At 63.0% G+C, this 12,249-nt stretch carries 14 protein-coding genes; 10 read left to right on the plus strand and 4 right to left on the minus strand.

Annotated features, from left to right (window positions below; all coding sequences use genetic code 11):
- The first annotated feature begins 323 nt into the window (after positions 1-323).
- The 3 genes from dksA (at position 324) to hslU (ending at position 2,963) form a co-directional block, all read left to right on the plus strand.
- A complete protein-coding gene (gene dksA / locus VL598_RS12785; protein ID WP_325327096.1) occupies positions 324-743 on the plus strand; it encodes an RNA polymerase-binding protein DksA in 420 nt (139 codons plus the stop codon).
- Between the two features lie 338 nt (positions 744-1,081).
- Complete coding sequence (hslV, locus tag VL598_RS12790) at positions 1,082-1,618, plus strand: ATP-dependent protease subunit HslV (RefSeq protein WP_325327097.1); 537 nt, start codon at positions 1,082-1,084, stop codon at positions 1,616-1,618.
- Between the two features lie 7 nt (positions 1,619-1,625).
- A complete protein-coding gene (gene hslU / locus VL598_RS12795; RefSeq protein ID WP_325327098.1) occupies positions 1,626-2,963 on the plus strand; it encodes an ATP-dependent protease ATPase subunit HslU in 1,338 nt (445 codons plus the stop codon).
- Positions 2,964-3,071: 108 nt separating this feature from the next.
- Here hslU and VL598_RS12800 read toward each other — a convergent pair whose 3' ends face one another.
- Genes VL598_RS12800 through VL598_RS12810 form a run of 3 tightly spaced genes read right to left on the minus strand, consistent with a single transcriptional unit; the run spans position 3,072 to position 5,099 of the window.
- The gene (locus tag VL598_RS12800) at positions 3,072-3,614 is read right to left on the minus strand and encodes a response regulator transcription factor (protein WP_325327099.1); all 543 of its coding nucleotides are present in this window, start codon (positions 3,612-3,614) and stop codon (positions 3,072-3,074) included.
- Positions 3,614-4,879: an ATP-binding protein gene (locus VL598_RS12805; RefSeq protein WP_325327100.1), complete on the minus strand. Its 1,266-nt coding sequence runs from the start codon at positions 4,877-4,879 to the stop codon at positions 3,614-3,616. Before VL598_RS12805 ends, VL598_RS12800 begins: the two co-directional genes overlap by 1 nt.
- 7 nt (positions 4,880-4,886) lie before the next feature.
- Positions 4,887-5,099: a cysteine-rich CWC family protein gene (locus tag VL598_RS12810; protein ID WP_325327101.1), complete on the minus strand. Its 213-nt coding sequence runs from the start codon at positions 5,097-5,099 to the stop codon at positions 4,887-4,889.
- Positions 5,100-5,331: 232 nt separating this feature from the next.
- On the opposite strand from VL598_RS12810, the gene argB reads away from it, so the two are divergent.
- The 5 genes from argB (at position 5,332) to metW (ending at position 9,944) form a co-directional block, all read left to right on the plus strand.
- Entirely contained in the window at positions 5,332-6,231 is a 900-nt protein-coding gene (gene argB / locus VL598_RS12815) for an acetylglutamate kinase (RefSeq protein ID WP_325327102.1), read from the plus strand.
- An 80-nt stretch (positions 6,232-6,311) separates the two neighbouring features.
- Positions 6,312-7,079 carry a pyrimidine 5'-nucleotidase gene (locus VL598_RS12820; protein ID WP_325327107.1) on the plus strand — a complete coding sequence of 256 codons (768 nt, stop codon included), beginning with the start codon at positions 6,312-6,314 and terminating at the stop codon, positions 7,077-7,079.
- Complete coding sequence (slmA, locus tag VL598_RS12825; RefSeq protein ID WP_414718716.1) at positions 7,066-7,761, plus strand: nucleoid occlusion factor SlmA; 696 nt, start codon at positions 7,066-7,068, stop codon at positions 7,759-7,761. Before VL598_RS12820 ends, slmA begins: the two co-directional genes overlap by 14 nt.
- A 408-nt stretch (positions 7,762-8,169) precedes the next feature.
- Entirely contained in the window at positions 8,170-9,324 is a 1,155-nt protein-coding gene (gene metX / locus VL598_RS12830) for a homoserine O-succinyltransferase MetX (protein WP_325327103.1), read from the plus strand.
- On the plus strand, positions 9,321-9,944 hold the full coding sequence (gene metW, locus VL598_RS12835) for a methionine biosynthesis protein MetW (RefSeq protein WP_325327104.1): 624 nt from the start codon (positions 9,321-9,323) through the stop codon (positions 9,942-9,944). Before metX ends, metW begins: the two co-directional genes overlap by 4 nt.
- Here metW and VL598_RS12840 read toward each other — a convergent pair.
- Positions 9,916-10,074 (minus strand): hypothetical protein, encoded by a 159-nt coding sequence (locus VL598_RS12840; RefSeq protein WP_325327105.1) that lies wholly within the window; start codon positions 10,072-10,074, stop codon positions 9,916-9,918. The two genes, metW and VL598_RS12840, sit on opposite strands and share 29 nt — an antisense overlap.
- Positions 10,075-10,109: 35 nt before the next feature.
- On the opposite strand from VL598_RS12840, the gene VL598_RS12845 reads away from it, so the two are divergent.
- Both VL598_RS12845 and VL598_RS12850 read left to right on the plus strand, forming a co-directional pair.
- Positions 10,110-11,396, plus strand: a complete 1,287-nt coding sequence (locus VL598_RS12845; RefSeq protein ID WP_325327109.1) for an AmpG family muropeptide MFS transporter — start codon at positions 10,110-10,112, stop codon at positions 11,394-11,396.
- Positions 11,378-12,249, plus strand: an 872-nt coding sequence (locus tag VL598_RS12850; protein WP_325327106.1) for a M48 family metallopeptidase, incomplete at its 3' end; no start/stop codon positions are given. The genes VL598_RS12845 and VL598_RS12850, both read left to right, overlap by 19 nt.

The raw sequence follows: 12,249 nt of genomic DNA on the forward strand, positions 1-12,249 counted from the left end.
GCCGCTAAAGTGGGCACAAGTGGCAAACGGCACCGGAAAACCTTATCCGGAGAACAGCCGAAACCAAAGACGAAACAAACGCGAAAACCGCGTTACTGAGTGTTACTGAGTGGTTTTCGCGGGGCCACCCGTATCGAGAAACGTGCTCGACGCGGGGAGGAGCATCCGAGGATCGGTTTCCAAGGAAGTCGGCCCCGCATCGGCGCGCTTGCCGCGAGGACGGCGGGCCGCTGTAGGCGCCTACCGTTGATGGCGCCGATTGCGGGCAACACGAAAGTGCGGGCAATATGTAAAAGTTTTGCCTCAATTAAAGAAGCACGCAGATGACGACGAAACGACTCTTGACCGAAGCCGAAATCCTGAAGATGGGCGAGAAGGATTACATGAATGAGGACCAGCTCGCCTTCTTCAAGAACCGGCTCGAGCAGTTGCAGGCGGAGATTCTCCGCAACGCCGGTCAGACGACCGAAAACCTGCGCGAAACCGTGATCGTGCCAGACCCGGCCGATCGCGCGACGATCGAGGAAGAGCATGCGCTCGAGTTGCGCACGCGCGATCGTGAACGCAAGCTGCTGAAGAAAGTGCAGCAATCGCTTGCGCGGATCGATTCGGGCGAGTACGGCTGGTGCGAGGAAACGGGCGAGCCAATCGGCATTCCGCGTCTGATCGCACGCCCCACGGCCACTTTGTCGCTCGAAGCGCAAGAGCGCCGGGAACTGCGCCAGAAGCTCTTCGGCGACTGAAAGCGCAAAAGCGCGCGGCCGGTCAATCTGCTCGCGGGCTGCGCAAATTACGCTGCTTCTGAGAAAGCGCGCGGCATGCCGCGCGCTTTTCTTTTCCGCTGCCGATTCCGAAACCTACCCACCGTCCGCCCCGGCGCTTGCGCCCCCGCGCCGCTTTGCCTCGCTTTGACGACTAAGTTGCGTCAGCGACTCTTGATAAACCCGCGCCCGCCCTAAAATGAACCCGATGTGCGTCGCATGAGCCGCGGCCTATGCACCCGCGGCTTGTCCACCACCTGATTTGCCCGAGCGGCGCGTACGCGCCGCCGGCGCTTTTGACGTCTTTCAAGGATCGCACAATGGAGCAATTTCACGGCACGACGATCGTTTCGGTGCGGCGCGGCACTCAGGTCGCGCTCGGTGGCGACGGGCAGGTGACGCTGGGCAATATCGTCATGAAAGGCGGCGCGAAGAAGGTCCGACGCATCTACAACGACAAGGTGCTCGTTGGCTTCGCCGGCGGCACGGCCGACGCCTTTTCGCTGCTCGACCGCTTCGAAGCGAAATTGGAAAAGCATCAGGGCAATTTGACGCGAGCGGCCGTCGAGCTCGCCAAAGACTGGCGCACTGACCGCATGCTGCGTCGCCTTGAAGCGATGCTGATTACCGCCGACGCCACCACGACGCTCGTCATTACGGGCAACGGCGATGTGCTCGACCCGGAGGGCGGTCTCTGCGCGATCGGTTCGGGCGGTGCCTATGCGCAGGCTGCGGCCCGGGCGCTTGCGGAGAACACGGACCTCTCGGCGCGCGAAATCGTCGAAAAGTCGCTCGCAATCGCCGGCGACATGTGCATTTATACGAATCACAACCGCGTCATCGAGACGATCGAGTGAGGAAACGATGAGTACCATGACCCCTGCCGAGATCGTCTCGGAACTCGACAAGTTCATCATCGGGCAGCAGAAGGCCAAGAAAGCCGTGGCCGTCGCCCTGCGCAACCGTTGGCGTCGCCAGCAGGTGGCGGAGCCGCTGCGCCAGGAAATCACACCGAAGAACATCATGATGATCGGGCCGACCGGTGTCGGCAAAACCGAGATCGCCCGGCGGCTCGCCAAGCTCGCTGACGCGCCGTTCATCAAGATCGAGGCGACGAAGTTCACCGAAGTCGGCTACGTGGGCCGCGATGTCGACAGCATCGTGCGCGACCTCGTGGAGATTTCGCTGAAGCAAACGCGCGAAGTCGAAATGCGCAAGGTGCGCTCCCAAGCTCAGGATCAGGCGGAAGACCGCATTCTCGACGTCCTGCTGCCGCCGCCGCGGCCGGTTGGCTTCGGCACGCAGGCGAGCGAATCGACCGAAGGCAGCGCCACGCGCCAGACGTTCAGAAAGCGCCTGCGCGAAGGCCAACTCGACGACAAGGAGATCGAGCTCGACGTCGAGATGCCGCAGGTCGGCATGGACATCATGGGGCCGCCCGGCATGGAGGACATGACCGAGCAGATCCGCTCGATGTTCGCCAACTTAGGCGGCGGCAAGAAGGCGCGCCGCAAGATGAGAGTCAAGGAAGCGCTCAAGGTGCTGACCGACGAAGAAGCGGCGAAGATGCTCAACGACGAAGAGGTCAAGGCGAAAGCCGTGCAAAACGTCGAGCAGAACGGCATCGTGTTCCTCGACGAAATCGACAAGATTGCGTCGCGCAGCGAGATCGGCGGGGGAGAAGTGTCACGCCAGGGCGTGCAGCGCGACTTGTTGCCGCTCGTCGAAGGCACGACCATCAATACGCGATACGGCATGGTGAAGACAGACCACATCCTCTTCATCGCGAGCGGCGCGTTTCACCTTTCGAAGCCGAGCGATCTGATTCCGGAACTGCAAGGGCGCTTCCCGATTCGCGTCGAACTCGAGTCGCTGTCCGTTCAGGATTTCGAATCGATTCTCGTGGCGACGGACGCCAGCCTGGTGAAGCAGTATCAGGCACTGCTCGGCACCGAGAGCGTCGAACTCGAGTTTGCCGAAGACGGCATCCGCCGCATGGCCGAAATTGCCTACGCTGTCAACGAACGCACGGAAAACATCGGCGCGCGGCGGCTATATACCGTCATCGAAAAGCTGCTCGAGGAAGTCTCGTTCTCAGCCGGCAATCACTCGGGCACGCAGGTGCGCGTCGATGCGGCTTACGTCGACCGGGCGCTGGGCGATATCGCGAAGAGCGAGGATATGTCGCGATACGTGCTGTAAGCGTTGAGCTTTGAGCCGGCCGCTTGGCCGGCACGATCGAAAGGCGGCTTTCTCGGTGAGGCCGCCTTTCTTCTCTGTTCTTCGGCTGTTTGCCGGCCGCGCGTAGCGTTACTGCTTCACCGGCCGCTTCGCCAGCTTTCTCTGCAACGTCCGCCGATGCATATTGAGCGCGCGCGCCGTCGCCGAGATGTTGCCGTCGTTTTCGGCCAGCACGCGCTGAATATGCTCCCACTCGAGGCGAGCGACGGATAGCAGCGCCGGACTCTCAATCGCGGCTTCAGCCTGCTCCACGCTGGCTTCCACCTTCAACGCGCTCAAGATCGTTTCCACGTTTGCCGGTTTCGCCAAGTAGTTGTCGGCGCCGTCTTTGACGGCCTGGACAGCCGTCGCAATGCTCGCGTAACCGGTCAGTACGAGCATGCGTGCATCGGGCTGCAGATCACGCAACGGGGCAACGAGATTCAAGCCTGAATCGTTACCAAGGTGCAGATCGACGGTGATGAACGCAAATCGATGCTCATTCGCGACCTTGATCGCCTCTTGTGCATCGTGCGCCTGCAAAACGGTGTAGCCGCGGCGGGTCAAACCTCGCGCGAGCACGCCTGCGAACACCTCGTCGTCATCGATCACGAGAAAGTTCGTATCGCTCATTAAGGAGTCTCCTTGGATTCAGAAGAAGAGGACGCGGCCGCCGGCACACGCAAAATGGCGCGTGTGCCGTGCGGCTCGCTGTTGAGCAACTCGAGCTGGCCGCCCAGACGCGCGGCGGCCGAAAAAGCCAAATACAGGCCGACGCCGTGCCCACCCTGGGTGCTGTCCACAGGGGCGGCGCCAAGCTGTGCGCGCAGCGCCGGCGCAATGCCTGGCCCGCTGTCGAGAACGTCGAACTCGACGAAAGCATCGGCTACGGCCGCCTTCAACTTGACGTTGTCGCGACTCGCGCGCGCCGCGTTATCGAGCAGGATGGTGAGAATCTGGCCGATGGCCGTCGTATCGTCGAGCCACACATCGTTCGCGGGTAGCGCCGGTTGCTCGAGCTTGGCTTGGGGATGGCGAAGGCGCCACTGCTCGCTGAACCCCGCCAGCCAGTCGCCGAGCCGCTCACGAGGCGACGAGTGCGACGCACGGCTGCGCAGCCGCGCAAGCGCCGACGTGCAAAGCGTCATCTGCCGCTCAAGCAGCGCGATATCGTCCGCATAGGGCGCTAGTCCCTTGTCCGAGCGCGCCGCATCGCGCAACTCCTCGGTAATCACGGCAATCGTCGAAAGCGGCGTGCCCATCTCGTGCGCAACCGTGGCCGCCTGCACGCCGAGGGCTACCGCCCGCTCGTCCCTCAGCAATTGCTGCTGCGCCTCGCCGAGCATCGCATCGCGCACGCGCAGCGCACTCGACATGCGCGCGACGAACCAGGCAATCAGCCCGACGCTCACCATGAAGTTGACCCACATCCCGGAACGGTAGTAGTCAAAAAGGTTAGCCGGATTGTCGAGATTGAGCGGCACCGAATCGAAGCCCAGCGCGACGTAGCAGCACATCGCGAAAATCGCCAGCCAGATCATGTGGGTCCACGGCAGCACGGCGGCGGCGATGGCAAGTGAAGGCAGATAAAGCGAAACGAAGGGGTTCGTCGTTCCGCCCGACAGAAAGAGCAGCCCCGACAGCGCGCCGAGGTCGACCCAAAGCTGGCCGAGCAGTTCAAGATTGGTCTCGGAACGGGCACCTTTCACGCGCACCCACGTCAGCGCGTTGAAGGCGATTTCGAGCCCGATGACCGTCAGCATCGCCGGCAGCGGCAGATGCACGCCAAAAAACTTCTCGACGACAGCGATCGTCGCGAGTTGGCCGATGATGGCGAGGCTCCGCAGCCAGAAAAGATGGCCGAGATTTACGCGGCCGGTGTTGGTGATACGTTGCATCGGGCGATCATTGTGCAGGCGGACGGGACGAAGCCGCGAGCGCTGCCGCAAGGCACTTCGGGCAAAGGCAAGACATGCCGGGCACAATCCGCTCGGCGCCGAGCAACCGCTGCGATGAGCACCAGCAGCCTGACGATTCGTGTCCGCAATCGAACGCCTCGCCGCAGCGCGGGCAGCGCGCCGGCGCCGCATCGGCCTCCACAGGATTCGACGGGCACATGACGATCCGCACCGGAAAAAACGAAAGATAAGCGCATCATGCCAGCGTTCGCGGCCGAACGCATGAACTCGTGGCCGCCAACCCGCGTAAAGCCGTTGCGGATGCGACCAAAAACCGCGGTCGAGCGCTGTCAGTCCTGTACAATTCGGCCTGTTTTCGCCGCGGTTGCACCCGTTTTACCGCATCGACCGTTCCAATCGTCTCAACCCGTTTGACCGCCGAGCTTGCCGCCATGTCTGAGCCTCTCGACCTAACCCAGATTCCCCCCGCTCTGAAAGCTGAAATTCTGGCCGAGGCATTGCCCTACATCCGCCAGTACCATGGCAAGACTGTCGTCATCAAATACGGCGGCAATGCGATGACCGAAGAACGGCTCAAACAGGGCTTTGCGCGCGACGTCATTCTCCTCAAGCTTGTCGGCATCAACCCGGTCATCGTGCACGGCGGCGGCCCGCAAATCGACCAGGCACTCAAGAAAATCGGCAAGCAAGGCACCTTCGTGCAGGGCATGCGCGTCACCGACGAAGAGACGATGGAAGTCGTCGAATGGGTATTGGGCGGCGAAGTGCAGCAAGACATCGTCACGCTCATCAACCACTTCGGCGGCCATGCCGTGGGCCTGACCGGCAAGGACGGCGGGCTCATCCACGCGCGCAAGCTCATGATGCCGGATCGCGACAATCCTGGTCAGTACGTCGATATCGGCCAAGTCGGCGAGGTGGAAACGATCAATCCGGCTGTCGTGCGGGCGCTGCAAGACGACGCCTTCATCCCGGTCATCTCCCCGATCGGCTTCGGCGAAGACGGCCTGTCGTACAACATCAACGCGGACCTCGTGGCCGGCAAGCTCGCCGTGGTGCTCAACGCGGAGAAGCTCGTCATGATGACGAACATCCCCGGCGTGATGGACAAATCCGGCAACCTGCTGACCGATCTCTCCGCACGCGAAATCGATGCGCTTTTCGCCGATGGCACGATCTCGGGCGGCATGCTGCCGAAGATCTCGTCGGCGCTCGACGCAGCCAAGAGCGGTGTGCCCTCGGTACACATCATCGACGGGCGAATCGAACACTCAGTGTTGCTCGAGATCCTGACCGAGCAGCCGTTCGGCACTATGATCCGCTCCCACTGAGCGCGCGGCCCGAGCGGGCGCGCCGTCGGTAAAACGCCAGTTCACCCCTGCCCCGGCCGCCCGTGCCCCCGCCGATGCCTATGCCGAGCCAGATCACCCAGCGGCGCCGAGCGCGCCGCAGCGCCTCGACCAGTAGCCGGCCCGTCTGGCTCTTCGATCTCGACAACACGCTGCATCGAGCCTCGCACGCGATCTTTCCAGCGATCAACGCGGCGATGACGCAGTACATCATCGATGCGCTCGGCGTCGATCGAGCCGAAGCGGACCGCCTGCGGCTCGGCTATGTGCGCCGCTACGGCGCCACGCTCATGGGCCTTGCGCGCCATCACCAGATCGATCCGCACGATTTCCTACGCGTCGTCCACACGTTCCCCGACCTCGCCGCGATGGTGCGCGCCGAGCGCGGTCTCGCGCGGCTGCTCGCTGCGCTGCCGGGCCGCAAGCTGATCCTGACCAACGGCCCCGAAGCCTATGCGCGCGCAGTGCTCGCCGAACTCGGCATCGAACGCCATTTCGAACAGGTGATCGCGATCGAGCACATGCGCCGACGCGGCGTCTGGCACGCCAAGCCCGACATGCCGGTGCTGCGCCGCGTGCTGCGCGAGGCCCGTGTGCGCGTCGCCGATGTGGTGCTCGTCGAAGATACGCGCGGCCACCTGAAGCGCTATCGACGGCTCGGCATCCGCACCGTCTGGATCGTCGGACACCTCATCGCGGCACCGCGCAAGGACGGCTCCCTTTCACGACTACCCGGCGCAGGGCGGCCGCACTATGTCGATTGTCGTGTTCGTTCGCTAAAATCGCTCCGAAGGCTAACCACCTCTCGGGGCGCACATGCAGTCGACTGAACGACAGACAGTAGCGATCGAAAACGGCGAGATTCCGGCGCAGCGCGCAGGCGCGAGCGGCGGGCGGGCGGCGCGCATGAAGCCCGGCGAACGCCGCGTCCATATTCTGCAGACACTCGCCGTCATGCTCGAAGCCCCAAAAGGCGAAAAGATCACGACGGCGGCGCTTGCGGCGCGGCTCGGTGTCTCCGAGGCCGCGCTCTATCGCCAGTTCGCCAGCAAAGCTCAAATGTATGAGGCGCTCATCGATTTCATCGAGTCGACGTTCTTTGGCCTCATCAACCAGATCACCGCGCGCGAGCCTGACGGAGTACTACAGGCACGCGCAATCGGCCTGATGCTCCTCAGATTTGCCGCGAAGAATCCCGGCATGACCCGCGTGCTCACGGGCGAGGCCCTCGTGGGCGAGCACGAGCGCCTCGCCGAGCGCGTCGAGCGGATGCTCGAACGTGTCGAAACTTCGGTCAAGCAATGTCTGCGGCTCGCGCTGATGGACGCCAATCACCGCCCGCCCGGCACCGACGCCCCCGCCACGGCGCTGCCAGCCAATTACGATCCAGCCGTGCGGGCGAGCCTCATCGTCAGCTATGTGCTCGGCCGATGGCACCGTTACGCGAAGAGCGGCTTCACGCATGCCCCGGATCAGCATGCCGACGCGCAGTTGCGGCTGATTCTGCAATAGCGCGACCTAGGGTTTTCGGCTATGCTTTCGCATTCGCTGCCAGGAAGATGGCGTTCTATCGCGTAACGTCGGCTTTTTTCGACGTATATTGTGCGGTGCCATTGGAACAGCAGTGTGCATTTCCAGCGTGCAACGGTGTCATTGTGCAATGCGCAAGCATGCCTGATTGAGCGCCTGGATTCGGGCTCGGGTTGGTCCTTGAAAGCAGGTTTTCGAAAGTGCGTCCTCAAAAGCGCTTTCGAAAACAGATGGGATTCCGAGCAGCGCGCCGATTTGTCGACTCGATTGCGGGCGCGCGAACCCTTCAGAGGGTTCACTATAAATGCGGCTAAAGAGGTCGTCAGCCGCGCATCACTTCCCCCGCGCATCGCCGACACCATTTAGCCGCCCTGTCAGAAGGCGGAATGAATGGAATCGATCGGTATCGTCGCTCCACAACGCATGCAGTTCACTGAGCCGCTCGCGCTGCAAAACGGCAGCACGCTGAACGGCTACGACCTCATGGTCGAGACTTACGGCACGCTGAACGCGGCGCGTTCGAACGCCGTGCTTGTGTGTCATGCACTCAACGCATCGCATCACGTCGCCGGCCGGTATGTCGACGAGCCGAAAAATGTCGGCTGGTGGGACAACATGGTGGGACCGGGCAAGCCGCTCGACACGAACCGGTTCTTCGTGATCGGCGTGAACAACCTGGGTTCCTGCTTCGGCTCAACCGGGCCGATGAGCATCGACCCCGCCACCGGACGCCCCTATGGCGCGAGTTTTCCCGTTTTGACTGTCGAGGATTGGGTCAACGCGCAGGCACGTGTCGCCGACTCGTTCGGCATCGAGCGCTTCGCCGCCGTGATGGGCGGCAGCCTCGGCGGGATGCAGGCGCTTGCATGGAGCACGCTGTACCCCGAGCGTGTCGCGCACTGCATCGATATTGCCTCGACCCCAAAACTGACCGCGCAAAACATCGCGTTCAACGAAGTGGCGCGCTCGGCGATTCTCACCGATCCGGACTTTCACGGCGGAGACTACTACGCCCATGGCGTGATACCGAAGCGCGGCTTGCGCGTGGCGCGCATGATCGGTCACATCACCTATCTGTCCGACGACGACATGGCGGCCAAGTTCGGCCGTGCTCTGCGCCGAGAGAACGGCGCGAACGGTACGGCGGACAGCTACAACTTCCACTTCGATGTCGAGTTCGAGGTGGAATCGTATTTGCGTTATCAAGGCGACAAGTTCGCCGGCTACTTCGATGCGAACACGTATCTGCTCATTACGCGCGCGCTCGATTACTTCGATCCCGCGAAGGCGTTCGACGGCAATCTGAGCGCCGCGCTCGCGCATACGCGGGCTCAGTACCTCGTCGTCAGCTTCTCGACCGATTGGCGCTTCGCGCCGGCGCGCTCACGCGAGATCGTCAAAGCCCTGCTCGACAACAAGCGGCAGGTCACCTACGCCGAAATTGACGCGCCACATGGTCATGACGCGTTTCTGCTCGAGGACGCGCGTTATCACAACGTCGTGCGCGCCTATTTCGAACGCATTGCTGAGGAGGTCGGCGCGTGAACCAGTCCGCCATCGATTCGCTCGCGACGCGAGCCGATTTTCGCGCGATCTCGCGCTGGGTGGAGCCGCGCTCCACGGTGCTCGACCTTGGCTGCGGCGACGGCTCGCTGCTCGCGCTTTTGGGCGAGGAGCTCGAGGTAAGCGGCTACGGCATCGAAATCAACGACGCGGGCGTGCTCGCTTGCGTGAAACAGGGCGTCAACGTCATCCAGCAGAATCTCGAGGATGGCTTGCGGCTCTTCGAGGACGACAGCTTCGACTTCGCGATCCTCTCGCAAACGCTGCAGACCATTCACCAGACGGCCGCGATCTTGCGTGAGACGGTGCGCGTCGGCAAGGAATGCATCGTCTCGTTTCCGAACTTCGGCTATCTGCCGCACCGGCTCGCGGTGATGCAGGGTCGCATGCCGGTTTCGAAATCGCTGCCCTATCAATGGCACAACACACCGAACGTACGCGTGCTGACGATTAAAGACTTCGAAGCGCTCGCTCCCGAGGTCGGCATCGATATTCTCGACCGTGTCGTCTTGCACGACGGCCGCACCGTGCGGTGGGGCGCGAATTGGCGGGGCAGTCTGGCGGTGTACCGCGTCAAGCGAAGAGCACAACCGGCTCGCTGACCCGGTAGTGCGGCGTGCGGCGTCCGCGCAGGACGCGCGCCGCCTTGTCGTGCATTGGCGCGTCGACCGGCATGGTAGGCTTGCGGTCTACTCTGGAAATGCAGTGAGCCGTCTGTTTGATGTGGCTCATGCGCCGCACCGTAGGGGCCGATTATCAAACGCGAGATACCGAACCCACCGCGCGAAGCTCGCGCGCTCAGTGCTCATGAGGAGCACCCCGGTCTGGGCGCCTTCCTCAACCGGCACATGCTGATTTGCGTCTTCCTCGGCTTTACGTCGGGGCTGCCTCTCTTCACGCTCGTCTACCTCGTGCAGGCATGGCTGCGCAGCGAGGGCGTCAATCTGAAGGAAATCGGGCTGTTCGCACTGATCCAGTTTCCCTATACGTGGAAGTTCATCTGGGCGCCGCTGATGGACCGCTACGTGCCGCGCCTGCCGGGATGGCGTCCGGGCCGTCGTCGCGGCTGGATGCTGGCGACGCAACTTCTCGTCGCCTGTGCCATCGCCTCGCTCGGCTTCGTCTCGCCACGCGACGCCATTTGGACCGTCGCTGCCCTCACCGCGCTCGTCGCATTTTTCGGTGCGAGCCAGGATATCGTCATCGATGCCTACCGGCGCGAGTTGCTCTCCGACATGGAGCAGGGGCTCGGCAATGCCGTGCACGTGAACGCGTATAAGGTCGCAGCGCTCATTCCGGGCTCGCTGTCGCTGATCTTGTCGGCCCATTTGCCCTGGTCCACCGTCTTCGTCGCGACGGCCGTGTTCATGTTGCCCGGCATCGTGCTGACGCTGGTCGTGCGCGAGCCCGAAGTGCATGGCGCGCCTCCCAAGAACTTGCGCGAAGCCGTGGCACTGCCGTTCGCCGAATTCATTTCGCGCGAGGGCTGGGCGGCGGCGCTTCTCGTGCTCGCGTTCATCTTCCTGTATAAGCTCGGCGACACGATGGCAACGACGCTCTCGACGTCGTTCTTCCTCGATCTGGGCTTCAGCACGGCCCAGATCGGCGTCATCGCCAAAGCGACGGCTTTTTGGGCCAGCATTGCAGGCGGCATCGTCGGCGGCGCATGGCTCGTCAAGATCGGCATCGCCAAGGGTCTATGGATCTTCGGTGCTGTGCAGATCGTCTCGACACTCGGCTTTGCGTGGCTCGCGCACATCGGTCCGTCCCCTCTTGCTCTCGCTGTGATCTATGGGTTCGAGACGTTTTCGACCGGGCTTACGCTCGCGGCCTTCACGGCTTATATCGCGAGCACAACCGATCCCCGTTACACGGCCACGCAGTTCGCACTCTTCACGAGCCTCGCGTCGGTGCCCCGTACGCTGGCGTCGGCAGCCAGCGGCTTCATCGTCTCGCGCATCGGCTGGTTCGATTACTTCCTCGTGTGTGCCGTGCTGGCCGTGCCCGGCATGCTGCTTTTGCCGAAGATCGCACCATGGCGGGCACGCGCTTGACGGCAGGCAGCCGCGCTCCCAATCGACTCAATCGACCCAAGCGGTCGACTGAACTCGAATGGCCTGTCGGCTATCGGTCAGGCTGGTGGGCGCAGGCGCTCGCATGCGCGCGCAGCGCCTCGTCGCCGTTCCTGCTGTCCGTCTTGCTGTCGATCCTGCCGTCGGTACTTCAAGCCGTGGAGGCCAGCGCGCCTGTCGTCGGCTCTGCACCCAACTATGTGCCGGGCGCACAGGTGCGCCTCGAAAACGACAACACCTTCAGCAGCCTTGTGCCCTCGCCGATCCTCGAGGCCCAATCCGCCGCGGAGTACGCAGCGCTCATCGAACGTGCGCGCGAAAATGGCACGCTGCTCCCCGCTTCGGATCCGCGCGTCAAACGCGCGCGCACCATCGCCATGCGCATTGCACCCTTCGCCAACAAGTGGAGCGAGCGCGTCAAGGAGTGGAACTGGGAAATCAACGTCGTGCGTTCATCGCGCATCAGCATGCTCAGTTTGCCGGGCGGAAAAATGCTGATCTACACGGGCTTGCTCGATCGCATTCAACTACACGACGACGAACTCGGCATGCTCTTGGGCCACGAAATCGCGCACGCGCTGCGCGAGCAGGTACGCGAGCGGCTTGCCGCGCAGCAGACGATGCTCGGCGCGAGCCCGATGCCGCAGCTATTCGGTGTGGCGGAGCTCGACGGCGCGCCGGGACTCACATCGGGCGTAGGCCCATCCGTCTCGTCGATCAGGTATGACGCCACCGACGAAACCGAAGCCGACGTCATCGGCGGCGACATCGCCGCACGTGCCGGGTTCGATCCGCGCGGCGCGCTACCACTATGGGACAAGCTCGCCAACGCCAC

The sequence above is a fragment of the Trinickia sp. genome, assembly GCF_035492435.1.
Taxonomy (GTDB): Bacteria; Pseudomonadota; Gammaproteobacteria; order Burkholderiales; family Burkholderiaceae; genus Trinickia.